Source organism: Actinoplanes sp. M2I2 (assembly GCF_023544445.1).
Classification (GTDB): Bacteria; Actinomycetota; Actinomycetes; order Mycobacteriales; family Micromonosporaceae; genus Actinoplanes.
This window is the reverse complement of the sequence record NZ_JALPVJ010000004.1, coordinates 491,560-513,460: the sequence shown is the minus strand read 5'-3', so window position 1 is coordinate 513,460 and position 21,901 is coordinate 491,560. Positions and strand designations below refer to the sequence as shown.

At 70.7% G+C, this 21,901-nt stretch carries 19 protein-coding genes and 1 tRNA gene; 6 read left to right on the top strand and 14 right to left on the bottom strand.

Annotated features, from left to right (window positions below; genetic code table 11):
- Positions 1-34: 34 nt before the first annotated feature.
- Genes HJC40_RS10310 through HJC40_RS10300 form a run of 3 tightly spaced genes read right to left on the bottom strand, consistent with a single transcriptional unit; the run spans position 35 to position 2,792 of the window.
- Positions 35-1,501, bottom strand: a complete 1,467-nt coding sequence (locus HJC40_RS10310) for a PP2C family serine/threonine-protein phosphatase (protein WP_250000616.1) — start codon at positions 1,499-1,501, stop codon at positions 35-37.
- Positions 1,498-1,980, bottom strand: coding sequence for an FHA domain-containing protein (locus tag HJC40_RS10305; protein WP_250000615.1), 483 nt, complete (start codon positions 1,978-1,980; stop codon positions 1,498-1,500). Before HJC40_RS10305 ends, HJC40_RS10310 begins: the two co-directional genes overlap by 4 nt.
- A gap of 5 nt (positions 1,981-1,985) precedes the next feature.
- Entirely contained in the window at positions 1,986-2,792 is an 807-nt protein-coding gene (locus HJC40_RS10300) for a DUF3662 and FHA domain-containing protein (protein WP_250000614.1), read from the bottom strand.
- Positions 2,793-2,993: 201 nt separating this feature from the next.
- On the opposite strand from HJC40_RS10300, the gene HJC40_RS10295 reads away from it, so the two are divergent.
- The 3 genes from HJC40_RS10295 (at position 2,994) to HJC40_RS10285 (ending at position 5,389) form a co-directional block, all read left to right on the top strand.
- A tRNA-Leu gene (locus HJC40_RS10295) sits at positions 2,994-3,076 on the top strand.
- Positions 3,077-3,866: 790 nt separating this feature from the next.
- A complete protein-coding gene (locus tag HJC40_RS10290; RefSeq protein WP_250000761.1) occupies positions 3,867-4,688 on the top strand; it encodes a WecB/TagA/CpsF family glycosyltransferase in 822 nt (273 codons plus the stop codon).
- Positions 4,689-4,792: 104 nt separating this feature from the next.
- On the top strand, positions 4,793-5,389 hold the full coding sequence (locus HJC40_RS10285; protein WP_250000613.1) for a hypothetical protein: 597 nt from the start codon (positions 4,793-4,795) through the stop codon (positions 5,387-5,389).
- Positions 5,390-5,452: 63 nt separating this feature from the next.
- Here HJC40_RS10285 and HJC40_RS10280 read toward each other — a convergent pair whose 3' ends face one another.
- The 3 genes from HJC40_RS10280 to HJC40_RS10270 form a co-directional block, all read right to left on the bottom strand.
- The gene (locus HJC40_RS10280) at positions 5,453-5,905 is read right to left on the bottom strand and encodes a hypothetical protein (RefSeq protein WP_250000612.1); all 453 of its coding nucleotides are present in this window, start codon (positions 5,903-5,905) and stop codon (positions 5,453-5,455) included.
- A 157-nt stretch (positions 5,906-6,062) separates the two neighbouring features.
- On the bottom strand, positions 6,063-6,281 hold the full coding sequence (locus tag HJC40_RS10275) for a DUF397 domain-containing protein (protein WP_374271526.1): 219 nt from the start codon (positions 6,279-6,281) through the stop codon (positions 6,063-6,065).
- The gene (locus HJC40_RS10270; protein WP_250000760.1) at positions 6,251-7,132 is read right to left on the bottom strand and encodes a helix-turn-helix transcriptional regulator; all 882 of its coding nucleotides are present in this window, start codon (positions 7,130-7,132) and stop codon (positions 6,251-6,253) included. Before HJC40_RS10270 ends, HJC40_RS10275 begins: the two co-directional genes overlap by 31 nt.
- A 390-nt stretch (positions 7,133-7,522) precedes the next feature.
- Here HJC40_RS10270 and HJC40_RS10265 point away from each other — a divergent pair, with 390 nt between their 5' ends.
- Positions 7,523-7,822 (top strand): hypothetical protein, encoded by a 300-nt coding sequence (locus tag HJC40_RS10265; protein ID WP_250000610.1) that lies wholly within the window; start codon positions 7,523-7,525, stop codon positions 7,820-7,822.
- A gap of 9 nt (positions 7,823-7,831) precedes the next feature.
- Here HJC40_RS10265 and HJC40_RS10260 read toward each other — a convergent pair whose 3' ends face one another.
- Complete coding sequence (locus HJC40_RS10260; protein WP_250000609.1) at positions 7,832-8,803, bottom strand: Stk1 family PASTA domain-containing Ser/Thr kinase; 972 nt, start codon at positions 8,801-8,803, stop codon at positions 7,832-7,834.
- Between the two features lie 166 nt (positions 8,804-8,969).
- On the opposite strand from HJC40_RS10260, the gene HJC40_RS10255 reads away from it, so the two are divergent.
- Positions 8,970-10,514 carry a Hansenula MRAKII killer toxin-resistant protein 1 gene (locus tag HJC40_RS10255; protein ID WP_250000608.1) on the top strand — a complete coding sequence of 515 codons (1,545 nt, stop codon included), beginning with the start codon at positions 8,970-8,972 and terminating at the stop codon, positions 10,512-10,514.
- A gap of 17 nt (positions 10,515-10,531) precedes the next feature.
- Here HJC40_RS10255 and HJC40_RS10250 read toward each other — a convergent pair whose 3' ends face one another.
- On the bottom strand, positions 10,532-11,995 hold the full coding sequence (locus HJC40_RS10250) for a glutamate-cysteine ligase family protein (protein ID WP_250000607.1): 1,464 nt from the start codon (positions 11,993-11,995) through the stop codon (positions 10,532-10,534).
- Between the two features lie 159 nt (positions 11,996-12,154).
- A complete protein-coding gene (locus HJC40_RS10245) occupies positions 12,155-12,733 on the bottom strand; it encodes a YceI family protein (protein ID WP_250000606.1) in 579 nt (192 codons plus the stop codon).
- A gap of 102 nt (positions 12,734-12,835) precedes the next feature.
- On the opposite strand from HJC40_RS10245, the gene HJC40_RS10240 reads away from it, so the two are divergent.
- Positions 12,836-13,321: a MarR family transcriptional regulator gene (locus HJC40_RS10240; RefSeq protein ID WP_250000605.1), complete on the top strand. Its 486-nt coding sequence runs from the start codon at positions 12,836-12,838 to the stop codon at positions 13,319-13,321.
- A gap of 323 nt (positions 13,322-13,644) precedes the next feature.
- Here the strand turns inward: HJC40_RS10240 and HJC40_RS10235 are convergent, their stop codons facing one another.
- From HJC40_RS10235 to HJC40_RS10215, 5 genes are all read right to left on the bottom strand, one after another.
- On the bottom strand, positions 13,645-16,080 hold the full coding sequence (locus HJC40_RS10235; protein ID WP_250000604.1) for a helix-turn-helix domain-containing protein: 2,436 nt from the start codon (positions 16,078-16,080) through the stop codon (positions 13,645-13,647).
- Between the two features lie 101 nt (positions 16,081-16,181).
- Positions 16,182-17,339, bottom strand: coding sequence for an acyl-CoA dehydrogenase family protein (locus HJC40_RS10230; RefSeq protein ID WP_250000603.1), 1,158 nt, complete (start codon positions 17,337-17,339; stop codon positions 16,182-16,184).
- A gap of 13 nt (positions 17,340-17,352) precedes the next feature.
- Entirely contained in the window at positions 17,353-18,879 is a 1,527-nt protein-coding gene (locus HJC40_RS10225) for an acyl-CoA carboxylase subunit beta (protein WP_250000759.1), read from the bottom strand.
- Between the two features lie 303 nt (positions 18,880-19,182).
- Positions 19,183-20,529, bottom strand: coding sequence for a chaplin family protein (locus tag HJC40_RS10220; RefSeq protein ID WP_250000602.1), 1,347 nt, complete (start codon positions 20,527-20,529; stop codon positions 19,183-19,185).
- A gap of 288 nt (positions 20,530-20,817) precedes the next feature.
- Complete coding sequence (locus HJC40_RS10215) at positions 20,818-21,888, bottom strand: hypothetical protein (RefSeq protein WP_250000601.1); 1,071 nt, start codon at positions 21,886-21,888, stop codon at positions 20,818-20,820.
- Between the last annotated feature and the right edge of the window lie 13 nt (positions 21,889-21,901).

Here is a 21,901-nt window from a genome sequence, read left to right as displayed (position 1 = left end):
CAAGAAGAATCCCCAGACATGGTCGAGCCGAAGCTCAGTTGACGGTCCGGCACCCGACCGGATCGGCAGCGGGCGCGGACTCGGACGCCTGAGCGGACGGCGTGGTGGTGGGCACGGAGGACGGCACCGACCGGCCGGAGCCGCTCGGAGCGGGACCGTTGGCCGGGACGCCCGTGGCGTTGCCGGCCAGAGTGCTGCCCGGACGCGCGCTCGCCCCGGCGGCCGGCGTGCCCGGCGGCGGGGACGTGGGCGGCGCCGACGGCGCGGTGGTGGGCGTGACGCAGAGCGGCTTGAGGTTCGGGTTCGACGCGACGTCGTCGGTCAGCTCGGCGATCATGCGCTGGGCATCCGGCCGGTCGTCGGCGTGGATGCCCTCCTTGACCCGTTCCTGCGCGACCGTGGTGAGGTCGTCGAGCCGGGACGGGCTGGTCTCGTTGACGCTGGACAGGTCGAGCCCGGCGATCTGACCGGGCACCCCCCGGAAGATCGCGATCTGACCGGCCTCGGTCGCGCCGACGTAGTACTGCTTCTGTGTGTACTCGTAGCCGAGCCACAGACCGCCGCCGAGCACACCGAGCAGTAGAAGCGCGAGCAACGTGGCGCGTACCGGGTGGCCCTTGGGCTCCGGCTCGGCGTAGTTCTCGGTTTCGGGCTGCGGCTGCGCCGGGCGCGGCGCCTGCAGAGCGGCGGCCCGGGCGGCCGAGGTCGAGCTGTCGGCGACCGTGTTGTTGCCCCGGTCGATCGAGGCGGCGCCGCCGACGATCGGAGCCTGCTCGACGATGTCGGCGTCGGTCGCGTCGGCGATGATGACGGTGATGTTGTCGGGACCACCGCCGCGCAACGCCAGCTGCACCAGCCGCTCGACACAGGCCTGCGGGTCGGTGAGCTCGCGCATCGCCTGCCCGATGGTGTCGGAGCTGACCACGCCGGAGAGGCCGTCGCTGCAGATCAGGTAGCGGTCGCCCTTGAGCACCTGGCGGACCGAGTACTCCGGGTCGATGTCGCGGCCGTCGAGCGCACGGGTGAGCAGCGACCGCTGCGGGTGGCTGCTCGCCTCCTCGGGGCTGACCCGGCCCTCGTCGACCAGCATCTGGACGTACGTGTCGTCCTTGGTGATCTGGGCGAACTCGTTGTTGCGGAGCAGGTAGGCGCGACTGTCACCGATGTGCACCATGCCGAACTTGCTGCCCGAGAAGAGCACCGCGGTCAGCGTGGTGCCCATGCCCTCGAGCTGCGGATTGGCGTCGACAGTGTCGCGGAGATGTTGGTTGGCCGTCCCCACCGCGTGACGCAGCGCATCGACCATGGCGTCCCCGGGGACGTCCTCGTCGAGCGGCGCCATCGCGGCGATGACGATATTGGACGCGACGTCACCAGCAGCCATGCCGCCCATACCGTCGGCGACAGCGAGAAGCCGCGGCCCGGCGTAGACGGAGTCCTGGTTCAGGTCTCGGATCAGACCGCGGTCGCTCTGAGCGGCATAGCGCAGGGTCAGGGTCATGGCCGTAACTCGAGGGAAGTGCGGCCGATGCGGATCGGCACGCCAAGGGGGACGGGAGTAGGTCCGGAGACCTTACCGCGGTCGAGATAGGTGCCGTTCGTCGAGCCAAGATCCTCGACGAACCACTGACCATCCCGCGGGACGAGCCGTGCGTGCCGCGCCGAGGCGAAGTCGTCGGTGATGACGAGAGTCGAATCCTCGGCCCGGCCGATGGTGATCGGAGCCTCGCCCAGCGTGATACGCGTGCCGGCGAGATTGCCGGCGGTGACCACAAGTTGCCTTGCCGCCTTACCGCGTTTCGCCTTCGCCGGCCGGCCCTCGGGAATCGCGCCACCCACCCCCCGAGGGCTGGCGACGATGCTCTTGGACCGGACCCCAGCGAAGAGATCCCGGCGGATCACCCCGACGACTGTGAACACGAAGATCCACAGAAGGATGAGAAAGCCGAACCGGGCGACGGTGAGGACGAATTCGGGCAAGGTGTCTAGCCGTCCACTCGGAACGTGAGCGTGGTGGTGCCCAGCTGGATCATGTCGCCCGGGTTGAGCGCCACAGCCGAGACCCGCTGACCGTTCACCATCGTGCCGTTGGTCGAACCCAGATCGGTCAGCACCACCTGGTTGCCGTCGTAGTCGAGCCGGGCGTGCCGGCGCGAGATACCGACGTCGGGCAGGCGCAGGTTGGCCTGGTCGCCCCGGCCGATCACGGTCGAGCCCATCTGCAACGGGTAGGTGCGCCCGTCACCGGAGATGAGGCCCACGCCACCGCGCCCGTTCGGCACGCCGCCGCCGCCGCCCTGCGGCTGGTAGCCGCCGTGCTGCTGCTGCTGCTCGTACGGCGGGTACTGCGGACCGGCGTCATAGGCCGGCTGCTGCACCGGGGCGACCTCGCCACCGGTGTAGACCTCGGCGGTGACCCGGAACATGCCCGTGTCGAGCCCGTCGCCCCGCTCGATCTCGACGATCACGTCGCCGTAGACGGTCCAGGCCTGCTCACCGATGAACTCGGCCTGGGACTGCGCCAGCTCCTGAGCCAGCGCGGCGGCGTACGGCGCCAACCGGCTGTGGTCGTACGGAGACAGGTCGATCACATAGCGGTTGGGCACCAGCGTTCGGCCACCGGCAAGGATGGCCTTGTGTGCCTCGGCCTCCCGCTGCATGGCATTCAGAATCTCCACCGGGTGCACGACACCCTTGAACACCTTGGCGAAGGCCCCTTCGACCAGGCCTTCCAATCGCTTTTCAAAGCGCTGCAGCACGCTCACCGGCTCCTCCTCGGCTTCCGAGGACATGATGGTATCCGGCCGCCGCTTGCGCATCTGTTGCGCAAGAGCGACCGGCACTTCTGACCCTCGTATGACACCCGTAGACGCCGTGCTAGTCTTCCCTGGCGTCACGGGCGATATCAACTCGCTTGGTGACCTGCGACAGCGTAGTCTGTCGCAGCCAGTAACAAAAACGGCAGGCCCTAGGGCCGGCTTCATAAAGGCCACGGGGATGTGGCGGAATGGCAGACGCGCACGGTTCAGGTCCGTGTGTCCGAAAGGACGTGGGGGTTCAACTCCCCCCATCCCCACGAGTCGCAGGCGCCGAGTGTCCGCTGGGAAGCGCGGACCTCGGCGCCTCGTCATATCTACTCAGGGGGCCGAGCCCCCTGAAACCCCGCGGTGCGGTGGTCGCGCTGGGTTCGTTGGCTGCGCTGAGACCTGCTGGCTGCGCTGGCCTACTACCTGCGCTGGACCTGCTACCTGCGCTGGACCTGCTACCTGTGCCGGCCTGATGGATGGGCTGGGCGCCGAGGGATATCTCACGGTGTCGGCGGCCTTGAGTTCTCGTTTTGATGGCGGCGCCGAGCGCGTTGGTGGCTTGGCTTGCCTGCACTTCTGCACGGGTGGCTTGAGCTTGGACGCCGGCGGGCCGGCCCTCTTATGCCGGGTGGCTTGAGCTCTGGGTACTGGGGGCTGAAGTTGAGTGGCCGAATGGCCGTCTGGTGGAAATCTTTGGTCGGGGGAGATATGGATCTCCCTACGCGGGGTGCTGGACGGTGATCAAAATCGGGGCGAATGTTGCTCTGTGTGACTTGGTCACGGTGTGGTTCCAACATGGCGACGGGGGATCCCGGGCGCGGCACCGAGGCCCTGAACAAGTGGTTCAGGCCGGGTGATCTCGGCTGGTGCGGGCCGGGTGATCTCGGCTGGTGCGGGCTGGGTGATCTCGGCGCGGAACAGGGCCGGTGGCCGGTCGGTTGTTCTTCCGGGCGACAAGCTCGCCGAGGGCGTGGCGGCATGCGCGCATGCTCGGAGAGGACTCGTTATGCTCGGCGCCGGTATTTCGCCGGGGACATCACCACCAGGAGCCGCATCGTGATCGCCGACCAGGCCGCAACCGACACCGGCAAGCGCAGCGTGCTCGGCGTGCTCGTGGACGTCACCACCTACGCCGACGCGACGAGCCGGATCCTCGAGGCCGCACGGGAACGCCGCCCCTACGCGGTGACCGCTCTGGCCGTCCACGGCGTCATGACCGGCGTACAGGACAAGGCGCACAACCGCCGCCTCAACTCCTTCGACCTGGTCACCCCCGACGGCCAGCCCGTCCGCTGGGCCCTCAACCTGGTGCACCACGCCCACCTGACCGACCGCGTCTACGGCCCCACCCTGACGCTCAAGGTCGTCGAGCAGGCCGCCGCCGAGGGTCTCCCGATCTATCTGTACGGCTCCACGCAGCCCACCCTCGACCGCCTGGTCCCCGCGCTGGAGGACATGTTCCCCGCCCTCAAGATCGCCGGCGTGGAAGCCTCCAAGTTCCGGACGTCACATCCCGGGGAGGCCGAGGAGATCGCCGAGCGGATCAAGGCGTCCGGCGCCCGCATCGTCCTGGTCGGGCTGGGCTGCCCGCGCCAGGAGATCTTCACGTACGCGATGCGTCCGCTTCTCGACATGCCGCTGCTCGCCGTCGGCGCCGCCTTCGACTATCACGCCGGGCTGCTCAAGAACCCGCCCGCGTGGATGCAGAAGTACGCGCTGGAGTGGCTGTGGCGGCTGGGCCTCGAGCCGAAGCGGCTGTGGAAGCGGTATGTCCTGCTCAACCCGGCCTATCTGACCCGCCTCGCCGCTCAGCGCAGCGGTCTGTGGAAGGCGACCCCGCCCGCGCCGGCGACCGAGCCGGTGACGACCTTCGCTGTGTGACCCGGCGCGAGCGGGGGTCGGGGTAATCAACGACACTTCCCCTACGGGGCCGGTGGGGTGATAACCCGGTTTCCGGCTCGCCCGAACAGGTGAACGCTGTCGATGTGAACATCGTCGCGGACCTCATTCTCGCCGGCGCCCTGATCGTCGTCTGGCTCACCGCCGGGCTCCTGGCCGACGCCCTGCCGTCGGCCCGTTCGGCGCTCGAGCTGCGCCGCCGGGCCGGCCTTCTCACCGCGCTGGTGGCCGGGGGCGCGGCCGTGTTCGTCGCGGTTCCCGTGGTCACCGGTCTGCTGCCGGGTGACTCGGCGGCTCCGGCCGCGGCTCTCGCGCCGGCTGTTCCGGCTCTGATCGTGCTCACCGCCACGCTGCGCCGGGTCACTCAGGTGCGGCGGGGCGCCGGCGCTTTCGCCAGCGCGCCGCAGACTCCGGTGCCGCCCGCCCTGCGAGCGGCCGCGGCTCATCCCTTGATCCTGGTCCCGCTGCAGGTCACCGGCCTGGCCACGCTGCTCGGTCTGCCGATCGCCGGCGGTCTGGTGACGGTCCCCGGCGCCGACCTGGCCGGCATCGCGATCACCGTGGTCGGTCTCGCCGTCCTGGCGATCGGCATCCGCGCCGGCCTGCGGCACAGCCGGCTCAGCCTGCAGGTCCTGGCTCCGATGGGCCGCAACCGGCTGCGGGCGCCGGTCGACTCCCGCTGAGCGCCGGCTCGCCACCCACCTCAGCCCTTCCGGGCCTCCTGCACGGCCGGCTCGCCACCCACCTCAGCCCTTCCGGGCCTCCTGCACGTAGAGGAGCTCGAGGATCGACCGCGCCGCCTCGAACCAGCGGTCGAGCCAGTCCGACGGGGGCAGGGTGCCGCGGGCCGGGAGTTCGAGAAGCAGTCCGCGCAGCAGCGGGTGGTCGGCCATCGACTGCGACGAGCCCGCGTCGGGCCAGCCGCTCGACGGGAAGACCGGCTCGGTCAGTCCGGGCAGGTCGAGCGACGGCAGCTTGGCCGAGCGGTCGAGCGGGCTCGTCGACTCGATGCTGTGGGAGCGGCCCGGGGAACGGGTGGGCAGGCCCGAGGAGCTGCCGCGCGACATCAGTTCGCCGTCCCCGGTGTCGGTGGCCAGCGCTGCTTCACGCCGGTTCTGCCGGTAGGCGCTGACTCCGCCGCTGAACCGGTCCTGCGCCGTGGACGAGCCGCTGCTGAGGTTGTCCGAACCAATCGTCATCTGTCTGCCTTGCCCTCGTTCGGGTAATTGACCCCGCCGGTGTGCGCGGTCCGGTCCGCGCTTTTGGCGTTCAACGAGGCGAGCGTGGAAATGACTACGGCCGGCTCTTCCCGTGCCGGACGGGCGAGCCGGCCGCACCGTGGCGGGCCTGACGGGCTCAGAGGTCGAACTCGCCGTCCTTGGCCCCGCCGACGAACGCGTCCCACTCGGCGGCGGTGAAGATCAACGCCGCCCCCTGCGGGTTCTTGGAGTCGCGGACCGCGATCGCCTCGTCCACGAACGCCACCTCGACACAGTTGTCGGAGTTGGGCCCGCTGCGCGTGCTCTTGAACCACTGCGCCCGGCTCAGATCGACCCGGAGACCCTTCGCTTCGATTTCCACAATGGCTCCTCTGCCAGCATTTGAATCATCTCGATGGACTCTCCCGGCGGGAGGGCCGTCGTCCGGATGGTGTCGAAGATGAAGATGTACTTGCTGAGCTCCTCGGCCTTCTCGAGAAACAGGCCCCCGGTCGCGTTCTCGGTGAACACCACGTCGGCGTCGCCCTCCTCCTCGAACTCGAGAATGGCGAACGTGCCGTCCATCCCGGCGTGCGCGCCCGCCGCGAAGGGAACGATCTGCACCGTGACGTTCGGCAACCGGGCCGCGGTGATCAGACTCGCCAATTGATCACGCATGACCTGGTCCCCGCCGACCGGCCGGCTCACCACCGCCTCATCGAGCACCACCCAAAGATCGATCGGATCGTCCTGAATCAATAACGACTGCCGTTCCATCCGGACGCGCACCCGCCGTTCGATTTCCTGGTCGCTGTCCCCCGGTCGGGCGGCCCGAATCATCGCAATTGCATACTCTTCGGTCTGCAGCAAACCGGGAACGACCTGGGATTCGTAGGTGCGGACCGACCTCGCCGCAGCCTCAAGCCCGACATACGCGCCGCTTAAAACGGTTGAAAAAGGGTGCCACCAACCCTTTTGCCGCGCTTCTCGGGCAATCTGGACAAGCTCCTGCTTGACGTCATCCGTTACGCCGTAAATGTCCATCATGGCCTGGACGTCCTGAGGCGTGGCGCTGGTATGTCCCGTTTCGATCCGGGACACTTTGGACGGGGAACAACCGAGTCGCTCCGCCACCATGTCGATCGTGACGCGGGCCGCCTCCCGGTGCCGGCGCAACTCGACCCCGAGCCGGCGGCGCCGAATGGTGGGACTGCGGTGTTGATTCACAACAACCAGTCTCCTGTCGATCATTTAGCGATTCAAGTCGACCGCTGCCTACTGATCGGTAATCACGAAGGGCTGACATGCAACTTGCATCGACCGCACTCGTGGTGCAATGTTTTCGGTATGGCCCATGTCACTGCGCTCCAACGGGCGACGTGACCCGGGCCCCGCTCAACGCACAGATACTCCACCGTTCACGGGGAACCGATCTTTGAAAGCGTCCGAGGTGGACTGATCCACTTCCAGGCGGCGACGGGATCGGTGACGGTGACTTTGTGCAACGCTTTTGGTGATTGGCATCATCGAGAGCTTGCATCGGTGTTTTTGCCGGGCACACTTGGTGCTTTCGTGTCAAGGTTCGTCCCGCGACGAAGTTTCAGGGCAGGAGATGACGTGCTTCCTCGGTCCGGTGATGTTATCCACGTGACGAAGGCGGCGAGCGTCCAATTTGCGGCGCCGATGCTGTTCCGTGTCATCCGGGTCCACGACTGGCCGACCTACGAGGGTTGGATCTGGTTGGACGGATACGAGCTGAACGGAGCGGGGGACGCGGTGGAGCGGCGGTCGATCTTCGTTCAGGTCAGCGGCCTGCGGGCGGTGGGCAAGGCGCCCGACCCCCGGGCCCGCAACGGTCGCCAGCCCGGCCTGGTCAGTGGCTCCATCCCGGCCCGGACGGTTCGCACCAACCGCTAGTTCGGGCCGCTAGTTCTGGTCTGCGTCCGGGTCCTGCGTGGGCCCGGTCGTCGTCGGCGTCGCCGTCGGCTCGGCCGCGACCACGAGCGTGACCGTCGTGTCCGGTGGTACTTCCTGCCCCTCCACCGGGTCACTGTCGATCACCGTGCCGGCCGGCACCTCCGGCGCCTGACGGTAGATCAGCCGGTAGGCCAGCCCGGTCGACCGCAGGGCCGCCTGGGCTTCGGGCAACGCCAGACCGCGCAGCGCCGGGATGGTGACCTCGCCACTGGTCGGCTCCGACGTGGTCGGCGTCGGCGAGGGTGAGGGCGACGGTGACGGTGACGTCGTGGTCGGCGAGGGCGACGGCGAGGCCGTCTCGGTCGTGGCCGTCTCGGTCGGCGCCGCCGCGCTGCTCACCGGCGGCGGCACCGGGGTCCGGTCCTCGTCCGAGTCGTTCACCAGCAGATAGACCGCCCAGCCGAGCACCGCGAGCAGGATGAGCGCGATGATCCCGACGACGATCGGCATCCACCAGCGATCGCGCTGCGGGGACGGGGCGGACGCCGCCCAGTCGACCTCGGGATAACCCCGTCCCGGCTGCGGCGCGCGGACCTCGGCCCGTCCCGACCATGCGGGGTTGCCCCGGCTGGGCGCCCAGTCGTCGTCGCCGACCGGGGGCATGACAGCGGTCGAACCCGGCCCGCCGCTCACCACCGTCGGTTCGTCGCTGACAGTGGGCACCCGGCGCACGTCGTCCAGGGTGTCGTCGTCGCGGCTGCCCAGCCCGGGAAGCGTGTCGTCGTCGCCGGGGGCCGGCACCGGGGCGCGGCCGACGGTCGGGTCGACCGGAGGGCCGCCCACCTGGGTGGCGTCGAGCGCGTCCGGGTCGACCGGCGGGCCACCCACCTGGGTGGCGTCGGCGGTGTTCTCGGCCCCGGACGGCTCCCCCGAGCCGTCGCCGGGCGAGAAACGTCGCGTTTCGTCGCTCTCGTCCGGCATCGCCACTCCTCGGGCTCGTTCACCAACAGGGGTCAACGTATCGAATCTTGCGGGACGTGTCCGGCCTCCGCGGGACAAACACACCAGGTGGCTACAGGTGAAACCAATGCATGAGCTGGGACGGACCGATTCGCAGGCATCGGCGGGTACCGCTACAGTGCGGCGCATGGCCGACAAGGGCTGGACGGCACGGATAGCCACCGCGGCGGGCGCCGCCGCCGGAACGGGCGCCGCGCAGCTGGGTCTGGGCTATGGCCTGGGCGTGGTGGTGTGGCCGGCGACGCCCGCTCCCGACGACAGCGCCTGGCTGGGCAGCCTCGGCTGGGCCACCTGGATCACGGCGAGCGCCACGGTGTTCGGCGCGGTTCTGGGCAGCCGCTATCGCGGTGGTCCGGGCCCGCGGACAACCGCGGCCTGGCGCTTCGCTCTCGCCGCCTGCGCCGCGGTCGGTGCCCTGGTGGCAGTCGCGCTGATCGCGCTTCCGGCCCGCTCGGCCGTACGCCTCGACACGTTCACGCCGCAGGTCGTCGCGGGCGGCTACGCGGCCGTCGGGCTGCTGCTCGGCCTGGTCGTCGCCTTCTGGGCGGTGTCGTCCCGGCCGGTCGCGACCAACCTGATGGCCACCGGCGTCTGGCTGTGGGCGCTCGCCATCGCCGCCATCGTGGTCGAGCTGGCCGTCAACCGCGACTCGGCCACCTACCTGACCAGCTGGCAGTTCGCCGAGGTGGCCAGCAGCGGGCGCTTCGGCACGATCTACTGGCCGAGCGCCCTGCTCACGCTGGCCGCCGCGTTCCTGGTCGGGGCGCTGGCCGCCACTCCGGCGGCCCGCCGCGGCGATCGGGGCGCCGGCGCCGCCACCTCGGGTGCGGCCGGTCCGCTGCTGGTGGCAATCGCGTTCCTGGCCCTGGCCCCCCGCCTCACCGGCGCCCTGGGCCCCATCGAGTCGGCCTACCTGATCGCCCCGTACGCGGTCCTGGCCGGCCTGGCCGGGTCCGCTCTGGCCGTGGCGATCGCGCGCGCCGTCGCCGACCGGCGATCCCGCCGGGCTGCGATCGCCCCCGCCCGGTCCGCCGGCCCTGACGACGCCGCCATCGGAGACGCGACCCCGCACCACACGACTTCGGGCGATACGGCCGCGACCGCCCCGGTCCGGCTCCCGGACGCCCCGGCCGCCACCACAGGCGCCGGAGCCACCACCTCGGGCGCCGGGGCCACCGCCGCCGGGCCCGCAGGCGCCGGAGCCACGACCGCAGGGACCGCGGCCGCAGGGGTCACCGCCGCAGGGGTCACCGCCGCAGGGGTCACCGCCGCAGGGGTCACGGCCGCAGGGGTCACCGCCGCTGGAAACACCGCCGCAGGGAACACCGCCGCCGGAGCCGCATCCGCCGACCGGCCGGCGAAGCCGAGGTCCAGCCTCTTCGGCCGGCCCCGCGCGGCCCGGACCGGCGCCGACCAGGACATCCCGCACCAGTCGAACCCCAGCCGGAAGGACAGCGCGATCTCCGAAGGCGCACCAAGGAACAGCGGCAAGCCCAAGGGCGTCGCCGCCCGTCCCGTCACCGATGCCGAGATCGCGTCGGCCGCCCGCCCTCGACCACGGCCCCGGGCCACGGCAGCACCCGAGGCGAAGCCGGCGAAGTCCACAGTGACTCCTCCGCCGGCCGCACCGACCGTCGCGCGGATCAACCCGGAGCCCTCGGCCAAGGACTGAGCCGGCCTATCGGCAACTCACACGGGCCAGGTGTGCACGGGCTCGTTGGTGCGGTGCAACTCGGCGTATCGCAGCAGCATCTCGTGCAGGGCGTCGCTCCGGGAGAGGCCGCGCTGCTCGGCCCGGCGCACCGCCTCGGTCTGCCACGACGCGCCGTTGCGGCCCAGCCGGCAGCGCTCGTCGATGATGCCCAGCAGCCGATCGCGAAGCGCCGGGTCGACGCCGTAACGGTCCAGCCCGGCGTACGCCTGGGGAAGCAGGACCGAACGCACCAGCTCGGCCACCGCGATCCGGCCGTGGCCGGGCCAGTAGGTCGTCGCCTCGAGGCCGCCGACCGCGCCGGCGTGGAAGGACTCGCGCGCGGCCTCGAACGACAGCCGCGACCAGATCGGCTGCTCCTCCTCGGCCAGCTCACGCACCAGACCGAAGTAGAAGGCAGCGTTGGCCAGCAGGTCGATCACGGTGGGGCCGGACGGCAGCACGCGGTTCTCCACCCGCAGGTGCGGCCGGCCGTCCAGCACGTCGCAGACCGGCCGGTTCCAGCGATAGACCGTGCCGTTGTGCAGGCGCAACTCGGCGAGCCGGGGCACGCCCCCGGTACGCAGCACCTCGAGCGGATCCTCGTCGTCGAGGATCGGCAGGATCGGCGCGAAGAACCGGACGTTCTCCTCGAACAGCTCGGTGATCGAGCTGATCCAGCGTTCGCCGAACCACACGCGGGGGCGTACGCCCTGAGCCTTGAGCTCCTCGGGACGGGTGTCGGTGGCCTGCTGGAAGAGCGCGATACGGGTCTCGGCCCACAGCCGGCGGCCGTAGAGGAACGGCGAGTTGGCGCCGACCGCGACCTGGACGCCGGCGATCGCCTGCGACGCGTTCCAGAAACGGTCGAAGCGGTCGGGCGGCACCTGCAGGTGAAACTGGACACTGGTGCAGGCCGCCTCCGGAACGATCGAGTCACCGGCGGCGCGCAGTCGTTCGGCACCGCGGATGTCGAGGGCGAACGGTTCCCCGCGGGCACCGGCCAGCTCGTCGTTGAGCAGGCGATACCGCTCGCCGGCGCTGAGGTTTCCGAGCACCAGGTCGGCCGGCGTGAGCGTCGGCAACATGCCGATCATCACGATGCCGCAGTCGGCTTTCTCGGACGCGCGGCGCAGGCTCTCGAGCAGGTCACGCTCGTACTCGTCGAGACCAGAGCCGGCGATCGACCGCGGCGGCGCGTTGAGCTCGATGTTGAAGCGGCCGAGCTCGGCCTGGAAGGCCGGGTCGCCCAGCCGGGCGAGCACCTCGGCGTTACGCATCGCCGGCCGGGCGTTCTCGTCGATCAGGTTGAGCTCGATCTCGAACCCGGTCATGCCGTCGGCGGTGGAGAACGCCCCCTGGTCGAGCATCCGGGTGAAGGCGTCCAGGCATCGGCGCACCTTCCGCCGATAGGTGACCCGATCCTCGGGCGAGAAGACGACGGTCGCGAGCTCCTTGCCCACTTACCCTCCTGGAGCGGCCAGGGACAGAACGGAGTACATCACCAATCTGTGATCAGGTGACTGCTTTCCGTCTACCTTGCCATCTCCGGCGAGGGTCCCGCCACCGCACGACGAACCGCCGCCCGGATCCCGGACGGCGGCTCGAGTGTGGATTGTGGATCAGGCGCGGCGGATGGCCTCGCCCTCGATCTCGATCTTGATCTTCTTGCTGACCATGACGCCGCCGCTCTCGAGGGCCATGTTCCAGGTCAGGCCCCAGTCCTCGCGGTCGATCTCGGTGCTCGCGCTGAAGCCGAAGATGGCCTGACCGTAGGGGCTGTCGCCCGCGCCCTCGAACTCGACCAGGAGCTCGACCGGCTTGGTGATGCCCTTGATGGTGAGCTCGCCGTCGAGGACGAACTCGCCGCCCGCGTGGCTCTTGATGCCGGTGCTGCGGTACTCGATGGTCGGGTACTTCTCGGACTCGAAGAAGTCGCCGCTGCGCAGGTGGTTGTCCCGGTCGACCTGGCCGGTCTCGATGCTGGCCGTGTTGATCGAGGCAGTCACACCGGACTGCAGCGGGTCCTCGCCGATGGTGACGACCGCCGAGGCGTCCGCGAACTGGCCGCGCACCTTGCTGACCATGAGGTGTCTCGCCACGAAGCCGACGCGCTTGTGCGCCGCATCCAGGTCGTACGTGCCGGCGGCGGGAATCTGCAGGCCATCGAACGCCCGGGTGCTGACGACGGACTCGGTCATGACTTGTTCCTTCTCTCAAGGACGTGTGTTCGGTGTTTGTGTGACGGAGCAACTATATGCCAAGCAATATTCCCCCTGTCAAGGTCCGTGTACGATGGGCTCGTGAGTACGGACCTGGATGACCCTCGCTTCACCGCCTTCGGCCTGTTCGCCGAGGCGTTCACCGGCTTGACCGCCCGCTTCAACACCCAGCTGGAGGAGCACCGCCTCTCCGGAGTCGAGTTCGAGGTGCTCATGCGTCTCGCCCGATCGCCGGGCCGGCGGCTCCGCATGACCGACCTGGCCGGTCAGACCTCGCTGTCCACCAGCGGCGTGACCCGCGTCGTCGACCGCATGGAGCGCGACGGCCTGGTGCGTCGCGAGGCCTGTCCGAGCGACCGGCGCAGCTCGTTCGCCGTGATCACCGACGCCGGCCGGCAACGGCTCGACGAGGTCCTGCCCGGCCATCTCGAGCTGCTCCAGCAGTGGTTCATCGGTCAGCTCAGCCAGCCCGAGCTGGACGGCATGCTGGAGTCGATGCGCAAGATCCGTGACGCGGTCAACCCGTGCGCGACGGCGGGCACCGAGGAGAGGCAGCCCGCGGCCTGAAGTCTCCGATCAGGACACCCGTCGAGGTCGGCACAAAACGGTCTGTGACCGTCGGGCCGGAAGTTCTGAGGGAAACCGGCAGAACTACCGGCAGAATCGGGCGACCCGGCGGTCCAAACGGACAAATCTGTCGGGTTCGATGATCCTCACGGCTACTGTGGTCGGCGCAGGGGGATGCGGCGCGACCGAGGCGACGGCGGGGCTTGACGGGGAAGCCTCGTTCTCGCCGCGTAACTGGCGGGCGTGGCGACGGTCGGCGCGTGGGGGGCACGCCATGCCGGCCGGCCACGCCCGGCCAGGACCCCTCGGCCGCCAGGACCCTCTCAGCCGTCGAGCAGAACGGCCACCGTCGGTGGGCCGAGCCGCTCGCGCTCGCGGGGCAGCAGTGTTATCCCGCTCGAGCGGCACATCTTGCCCAACCGGCTGACGGCCACCGCGCGTTCGTCCGGGTCCGGAGTGCAGACGATCAGCCCGACCAGAGCCTCGACGACGTCCCGCGGATCCTGGGTCCCGTCGTACGCCTCGGCGGCTCGCGCGAAATTCTCGGCCGCGCGCTTGGGCTCGCCCCGCCGCATCGCGATCGCCGCCTCCACCACGGACGCCGGACCGTCCGGCGCGTCGTCCCCCACCGGGCGGAGCTGCTCGAGCACGGAATCCGCCTCCTCGATCCGGCCCGCCGCGGCCAGCGCGAGGCCGATGGTCGCGAGCAGACGGCGCCGGTGCCCGGGGTCGCCCAGCTCGGCCAGGCCGATCATCGCCGTACGCCCGAGCCGCTCGGCCTCGTCGTTCCGCTCGTCGAGCCGGGCCACCTCGGCCAGGTTGGCCCGGGCCAGGACCCGCAGCCGGTGCTCGCCGCAGAGCCCGGCCAGCCGGTCGACCGTGGCCAGCCGGGAACGCGCGGCGTCGAGGTCGCCGCGACGGATCTCGTGCCACACCAGATTGTGCTCGGCGACCGCCATGTCCCGGTCGTCCCCACCGCGCCGGGCCAGCCGCAGGGCAGCCTCGGCATGCTCGCGCGCCTCGTCGTAGGCGCCGGTGCTCATCCACAGGGCGGCCAGCTGGGCGTGGGCCGTGAGCTGGCCCGCGACCACATCCAGCCGTTCGAACTCGGTCAGGGCCCCGGCCGCCGACTCGATCTCCTCCGCCCCGGCGCCGTGTTCCCGGGCCAGCTGGGCGAGGCCGATGCGGGCCCAGGCCCGGACGACCGGGTCGGCGTCCGCGGTGCGCGGGTCGTCGAGCAGCCGGCGCAGCCATTGCCGGCCGGTCACGTCCCGCCCGCGGAACCGCCACCAGCGCGGCAGGGCCGCCGCCAGCCGCAGGGCCGTGTGCGGGTCGTCGCCGGCCGCGTGGGCCAGCGCGGTGCCGAAGTCACCGGCCAGCTCGTCGAGCCGGCTCGCCGCCTCGGGCAGCGCGGCGCCGGCCAGATCGGGCCAGATCTGCTCGGCCAGGTCGGCGAGCACGCGGGCGTGCCGGCGGCGGCCGTCGGTCAGCTCTCCCTCGGCCGCGGCCCGCTCGGCGGCGTAGTCGCGCACCACGTCGAGCAGCCGGAAGCGGAACGTGCGGCTGCCCCGCACGCTGAGCAGGCCCAGCTCGAGCAGGCGGTCGAGCAGGTGCACGACGTCGGTGCGGGGCTCGTCGACCAGCTGCTCGGCGAGACCGATCGACCAGCGGTAGCGGAACATGGCCAGGCGCCGCAGGGCTCGTTGCTCCAGCGGGCCGAGCAGCCGGTAGCTGGCCGCCACCGCGTCCCGCAGCGAGACCGACCCGGGCCGGTCCAGGTCGAGCACGCGGTCGCCGTACCGGTCGAGAATCTCGGGAACGGTCAGCACCCGGCCCCGGGCCGCGGCCAGCTCGATCGCCAGCGGCAGACCGCCGAGCCGGTGGACGAGCGCCGGGACGGCTGCGATCTCGTCGGGCTCCGGCTCGGCCCGGCGCACCTGGGCGAGCCGTTGCAGGAACAGGGCCGCGGCCGGGTATCGCGCCAGGTCGGGGCGATTGCTCGCCACCTCGAGCGGGGGCGCCGTCAGCGGACCGAGCGGCCAGACGCGTTCCGGGCTCAGCCCGACCGGGTGCCGTCCGGTGGCCAGGAACCGCAGCGTCGGCAGCCGGTCGAGCAGGTGGGCCAGCATCTCGGCGGTCGCGTCGGGAGACCGCTCGACGGCATCGACGAAGACGAGGGCCGCCCGGCCACCGAACCGCGCGGGAAGGTCGTCGGGGCGGCCGACGCCGAACTCGGCGGCGACGCTGCCGAGCATCTCGCCGACCGTGCAGTTGTCGGTGACGACGATGCCGGCGACCCCGCCCGGATAGGCCGCGGCCGCCCCGTGGGCGGCCGCGGAGGCGACGCTGGTCTTGCCGACCCCGGCCAGACCGACCAGGGTGATGCCGCGCGGGCCGTCCCGCGCGCCGAGCTGGGCGGCCAGCTCGGCCAGGTCGTCGTCCCGGCCGATCAGGTCACCGGGTGGCAGCACCCGCTGGAAGCCGGTGGGGGGCAGCGGCTCCTCGGTGGACTGTCCGCGGGCCGCGGCCAGGAAGGCCTCGCGCTCGGCGCCGTCCAGCTCGAGGGCGTCGGCCAGCAGGCCGACCGTGGTGCGTTGCGGGCGCGACGAGCGGCCCCGCTCGAGATCCCGGACGGTCCGCACGCCGACGCCGGCGCGCGCGGCCAAGCCCTCCTGGGTCAGCTTGGCGCGCAGCCGCTGACGGCGCAGCGCGGCGTCGAACCCGGTCCCGCCCTGGTCCAGCGCTTTGTCGGCCCCCATGACACTGAACTTAGGGCGGGTTAAGCGGCCCCGCGAGCAGAGATGCTCTCGTGTCGGATTGCGGACGGCCAAAAGCCCCGCCGACCTTCTATAACCAGCCTCTACAGGCCGAGTCCGCGGGCGATGAGCATGCGCTGCACCTCGGACGTGCCCTCGCCGACCTCGAGGATCTTGGCGTCGCGGTAGAAGCGCCCGACGGCCGACTCGTTCATGAAGCCGTACCCGCCGTGCACCTGCGTCGCCCAGCGGCTGTTCTCCATCGCGGCGTTGCTGGCGTTGAGCTTGGCGATCGCCGCGTAGCGCTTGAAGTCCTGCCCGGCGAGCATGCGCGCCGCCGCGTCGTAGTACCCGACCCGGGCGATGTGCGCCCGCATCTCCATGTCGGCGATCATGAACTGCACCGCCTGGTAGTTGCCGATCGGCCGGCCGAAAGCTTCCCGCTGCTGGGCGTAGCGGACCGACTCGTCGACGCAGCCCTGGGCCAGACCCACGGAGAGCGCGGCGATCGCGATGCGGCCCTCGTCGAGAATGCGCAGGAACTGAGCGAAGCCACGGCCGCGGGTGCCGAGCAGGTTGGCCGCGGGCACGCGGACGTCGTCGAAGGACAGCTCGTGGGTGTCCGACGCGCACCAGCCGACCTTGGAGTAGCCAGGCGCCACGGTGAAGCCCGGGGTCCCGGACGGCACGATGATCGTGGACAGCTCCTTGGAGCCGTCGGGGTTCACCCCGGTGACCGCCATGACCGTGACCAGGCAGGTGATGTCCGTTCCGGAGTTGGTGATGAACGCCTTGGTCCCGTTGATCACCCACTCGTCGGTCGCCTCGTCGAGGACCGCGCGGGTCGTCGTGCCCGCCGCGTCGGAGCCGGTGCCGGGCTCGGTGAGGCCGAACGCGGCCAGGGCCTCGCCGGTGGTGAGCCGGGGGAGCCACTGCGCCTTCTGCTCCGGGGTGCCGAACCGGTGGATCGGCATGGCGCCGAGCGAGACCGCGGCCTCCAGCGTCACCGCCACCGAACTGTCCACTCGGGCCAGTTCCTCGAGCGCCACGCACAACGCGAAGTAGTCGCCGCCCATGCCGCCGAACTCCTCGGGGAACGGCAGGCCGAACAGGCCCATCTTCCCCATCTGGCGGATCACCTCGTACGGGAAGGTCTTGTGCTCGTAGTGCTCGGCGATCACCGGCGCGACCTGTTCGCGAGCGAAGTCGCGGACCGTGACGCGCAGCGCCTCCTGCTCCTCGTCGAGCCGGAAGTCGACCATGGCTGTGCTCCTGTCAGACGGGCGTGACGCCGTGGCGGCGCCGGGCGAAACCGCGCTCCTTGCCGCGGGCGGCGCGGTAGCGGCGGATGAGTTCGTCGCGCAGGTCGCCCGGCTCGACGACGGTGTCGACGACAAGCTCGCTGGCGAGCCGCATGATGTCGATGTCCTGCTCGTACTCGGCGCGGCGCTCGGCGACGAAGGCGGTGCGCTCCTCCTCGGTGGCCAGCGCCGCGATCTTGTTGGCGTAGACCGCGTTCACGGCGGCCTCGGCGCCCATCACCGCGATCTTGGCGGTGGGCAGCGCGATCGTGGCGTCGGGGTCGAAGCCGGGCCCGGCCATGGCGTAGAGGCCGGCGCCGTACGCCTTCCGGACCACGACGCAGATCTTGGGCACGGTGGCCTCGGAGATCGCGGTGATCATCTTGGCGCCGTGCCGGATGATGCCCTGCTTCTCGACCGCGGAGCCGACCATGAACCCGGGCACGTCACAGAGGAACAGCAGCGGGACGTTGAAGGCGTCGCAGAGCTGGACGAAGCGCGAAGCCTTGTCGGCCGAGTCGGGGAAGAGCACGCCGCCCTTGAACATCGAGTTGTTGCCGACGACACCGAGCACCTGGCCGTCGAGGCGGGCGAACCCGACCGTGAGCTCCTTCGCCCACAGGGCCTGGATCTCGAAGAACGACCCCTCGTCGACGAGTCCCTTGATGTACCGCCGCATGTCGAAGGCCTGGCGCTCGCTGGACGGGACCAGAGCGCCCAGGTCAGCCCCGGACGACGCCTTGGCCTCGGCCGCGGGCGGGTTGAGTTCCCAGTTCGACGGCAGATAGGACAGGTACGTCCTGACGGTGTCGAGCGCGTCCTGCTCGGTCTTGCACAGGAAGTGACCCACCCCGGACTCGGCCGTGTGGATGCGCGCGCCGCCCATCGCCTCGAGCGTCGTCTTCTCCCCGGTGACCATCTCGACCATGCGGTCCGATCCCAGATACATGCTCGCGTTGCCGTCGACCATCGCGACGATGTCGCAGAAGGCCGGAATGTACGCGCCGCCGGCCGCCGACGGTCCGAACAGCGCGCAGGCCTGCGGGATGGCGCCGGACGCCTTGACCTGGGTGTGGAAGATCTTGCCGGCGCCGCGACGGCCCGGGAAGAGGTCGACCTGGTCGGTGATGCGGGCGCCGGCCGAGTCGACCAGATAGACCATCGGTACGCCGTACTGCACGGCCCGCTCGATGATGCGGATGATCTTTTCGACCGTGCGGGCGCCCCACGAGCCCGCCTTGACCGTCGAGTCGTTCGCCATCAGGCAGACCTCACGGCCGTCGACCTTGGCGAGTCCCGTGATCACGCCGTCGGCGGGCAGTCCGTCGGCCAGGCTGTTGGCATAGAGCCCGTCTTCGACGAACGTGTCCTTGTCGACCAGCAGCGCGATCCGCTCGCGGGCGAAGAGCTTGCCCTTCGCGGCGTTGGCGGCGTGGTAGCGCTCGGCGCCGCCGGCCAGCACCCGCTTGCGTGCCTGAGCGAGCCCGTCGTCGGTAGCCACGCCGTCGTTGGTAGCCACGCCGTCGTTGGTAGCCACGCCGTCGTTGGTAGCCACGCCGTCGTTGATAGCCACGCAGCCTCCTGAACGCTCGTTAACGTGAACGATCGTTAGGCTAGCTCATCCGGGAGGCCGCGGCAACGACGGACGGGAGCCCCCGCTGGTTGCGGAGACTCCCGTCCGTTTCACTGCCACCGATGCCGTGGAGGGGCACCGGCTGTTACCCGACGCCTCCTGGCGTCGTTCGGGTCGCGCCCGGGACCGGCACGACCCGGTCTTCCGCTATCCCCCGTGGGAGAGCGAGCTTCAGCGCAGGGTGTTCAGCAGGCCCAGGCCGCCGACACCACTGACGGTCTCGGTCAGGCTCGAGATCGAGGAGGACTCGGTGGCGCCGGCGCGGCCGCCCTTGGAGTTGCTCTTCGAACCGGCAGCCGCCGGCTTGGTGTAACCGTCGTCGCTGACGGCCGGCTCCTCGCCCGCGTCGTCGGCGACGTCGTCGTCGGCCACGTCGTCCGGGTAGTCCTTCTGGTCGCCGCGGACGTCGCCGTCGCCCTTGTACTCGTCGTCGTCGCCCTTGTACTCGTCGACGTCGCCCTTGTCGCCGTCGTTGTCGTCCCAGTCGCCACCGTGGTCGTGACCCGGGCGGCCGTGACCGTGGTCGCCGTCCCAGCGGTCGTCATCGAAGCCGCGGGCACGCCGGTCGTCGCCCTCGTTCAGGCAGGCCGCAGCCGAGTGCGCAGCGCCCAGGACACCGAGCGCGTTGCCGCAGGCGTTGATCGGCACGTTGATCGGCACGCCGAGCTGGGTGCCGTTCAGGAGGCCGAAGTTCGGGCCCGAGGCCTGGCCGAAGTCGTCATCGTGACCCGACTCGTTGACCGCGACCGCGCGGCTGCTGGACGAGCCCAGCAGAGCGGCCGAGTTGCCGGCCAGGTTCACCGGGAGGCTGATCGGCGCGTACAGCTGGGTGCCGTTCGCGATGCCGAAGTTCTGACCGCTGACCTGACGGCCACCGTGGCCGCCGGGCGTGCTCTCGCGCCACAGGCCCCGGCCGCCCCGGTTGCCCGAGACGTTGTTCGCGCAGACCGCGCTGGACTGGCTGAAGCCGAGGATCGCCAGCGAGTTGCCGCAGACGTTGATCGGGACGTCGACCGGCGCGTAGATCTGGCTGCCGTTGCCGATGCCGAAGTTCTGACCGCTGACCTGGGTCGGGTCGTCCCAGCGGCGGTGCTCGGTCTTCTTGGCGCTCTCGGTGCGGTTGACGCCGACACCCTGCGAGCTGGCGAAGCCACCGACCGCGGCGGCGTTGCCGACCAGGTTGACCGGCACGCTGATCGGCAGGTAGGCCTGGGTGCCGTTGAGGATGCCGACGTTGCCGCCGCTGGCCTGGACCGGGCCACGGTCGCCACGGCGACCGCTCTCGGTCACGTTGTTGACGCCGGCGCCGCGGGCGTCGGCCACGCCGAGGATCCCCAGCGAGTTGCCGACGACGTTGACCGGAACCTGCACCGGAACGGCGATCTGGGTGCCGTTCAGGATGCCGGTGTTGCCGCCGGTGACCTGGCGGGTGTCGGCGTTCGCGGCGCCCGGGGCGAACAGCAGGGCGCCGGCGGCCAGGACGCCGACGCTCAGAGTCTTACGAACCCAAGTCTTCATGAGAAAAGAAATGCCTTTCAATAATTTTTCGGCAATGGTGTTGCTTATTGAATTGGGGGTCGAAATTGCACTTTCGGGCGCAGCGGTGCCCTGGCTCGTTTCTTTCTGCCCTGACCCCGCCTGTCGACATGCGCCCGATCCGGCGCTTCGGTGCGGTGCGTGTGATTCAGGCGTCGGACGATTCGCCGCTTGTTCGCAAGCGGTTCGGGAATCAGGCCCGGAACGCGGACACCGAAGCCGGTGCCGGCCGGTTCACCGGCGGTCGGGCGGACCGCCGATCGCCATCACTCAGTCAGGTGAGACGGTCGGGGCCTCGGCGTCGAAGCGCCGGACCTCGACATCGGACGCGATCGCCGGCACGTGGCGCGCCATCGTGCTGTTCGCGATCGCTACCGGCAGGAAGGCCGCGGAGCCGCCTTCCGTCGGAGTTCCCGACGCGCTGGTCGGGGTACCGCTGACATCCCCCGGGTGCAGCCGCCGGGGAGCGGCCGGTTCGTCACCGCCGGGGGTGCTGTCCGCCGGTTCCGTCTCCGGCTTCGCCGTCACCGCGTGAGCGGTGCGGTGCTGAAGCCGGTGGGCGGACGGCGCCGGGGACACCTTGCCGCGCTTGACCGGGACGGCGTGACGGCCGGTCTCCGGAGCGGGCCGGGCTTGGTGCTTCTGTACGCGGCTGGGCTCGGCCGTCTGCTCCGTCTCCCGGGGGACGGGAGCGGGCTGAGGCTCGTCGGAGGGTGCTTCCTCACTCGGGAGTTCGGTCGCGTCCGGGAGCTCGGCGTCGGCGGCGAGCACGGCCGCGGTGACCGGCTCGGTCACCGCGGTGAGCCGCTGGTCGGGCGCCGCTTCGCCGGTGGGGCGGAGTGGTGCGGCAGCCTCCCCCAGGACCTCGTCGGCACCGGTGAAGGTGTCCACAAAGGTGTCGGAGGGTTCGTGCCCGAAGTCGTCGATCAGCTCCGCCGGACCGGTCAGGACCTGCCGGGGTACGTCGAGGATGTCGGACACGAGGTGGCGATCATGGTGTGCCGGCCCGGTGTACTCCAGCGGCTGGGCGGCCGCCTGCAGGAGTCCGGTGACCGGCGAGGTGGCGTCGGCGCCCACGAGGGATCCGAGCAACGAGCCGTCGGGCTCGTCGGCCCGGTCCGCTGCCTGGGCGGCGGAGCCGGTGAGCAGCCAGGCCGCACCGGCCAGGCCACCGACGACGAGGACGCGCAGACTCCACCGGTGTCCGGTGCGTCGCGCGCGGCTCTCCGATCGCCGCTCCGCCCCCTGGATGGAAGGCGGCAAGGGCGTGGAGACACCGGTGGGCGGCACGGGCAACGGGTACGCCGTGCGCGGCGTGCGCTCGACCCCCGATACCGTCATGATTCGCCCCTCG

Coding starts and splice junctions, on each gene's coding strand:
- HJC40_RS10310 (WP_250000616.1), bottom strand. CDS start 1,501: ATGACCCTGACCCTGCGCTATGCCGCTCAGAGCGACCGCGGTCTGATC.
- HJC40_RS10300 (WP_250000614.1), bottom strand. CDS start 2,792: ATGTCCTCGGAAGCCGAGGAGGAGCCGGTGAGCGTGCTGCAGCGCTTT.
- HJC40_RS10280 (WP_250000612.1), bottom strand. CDS start 5,905: ATGACGATTGGTTCGGACAACCTCAGCAGCGGCTCGTCCACGGCGCAG.
- HJC40_RS10260 (WP_250000609.1), bottom strand. CDS start 8,803: ATGCCGGACGAGAGCGACGAAACGCGACGTTTCTCGCCCGGCGACGGC.
- HJC40_RS10255 (WP_250000608.1), top strand. CDS start 8,970: ATGGCCGACAAGGGCTGGACGGCACGGATAGCCACCGCGGCGGGCGCC.
- HJC40_RS10245 (WP_250000606.1), bottom strand. CDS start 12,733: ATGACCGAGTCCGTCGTCAGCACCCGGGCGTTCGATGGCCTGCAGATT.
- HJC40_RS10235 (WP_250000604.1), bottom strand. CDS start 16,080: ATGGGGGCCGACAAAGCGCTGGACCAGGGCGGGACCGGGTTCGACGCC.
- HJC40_RS10230 (WP_250000603.1), bottom strand. CDS start 17,339: ATGGTCGACTTCCGGCTCGACGAGGAGCAGGAGGCGCTGCGCGTCACG.
- HJC40_RS10220 (WP_250000602.1), bottom strand. CDS start 20,529: ATGAAGACTTGGGTTCGTAAGACTCTGAGCGTCGGCGTCCTGGCCGCC.
- HJC40_RS10215 (WP_250000601.1), bottom strand. CDS start 21,888: ATGACGGTATCGGGGGTCGAGCGCACGCCGCGCACGGCGTACCCGTTG.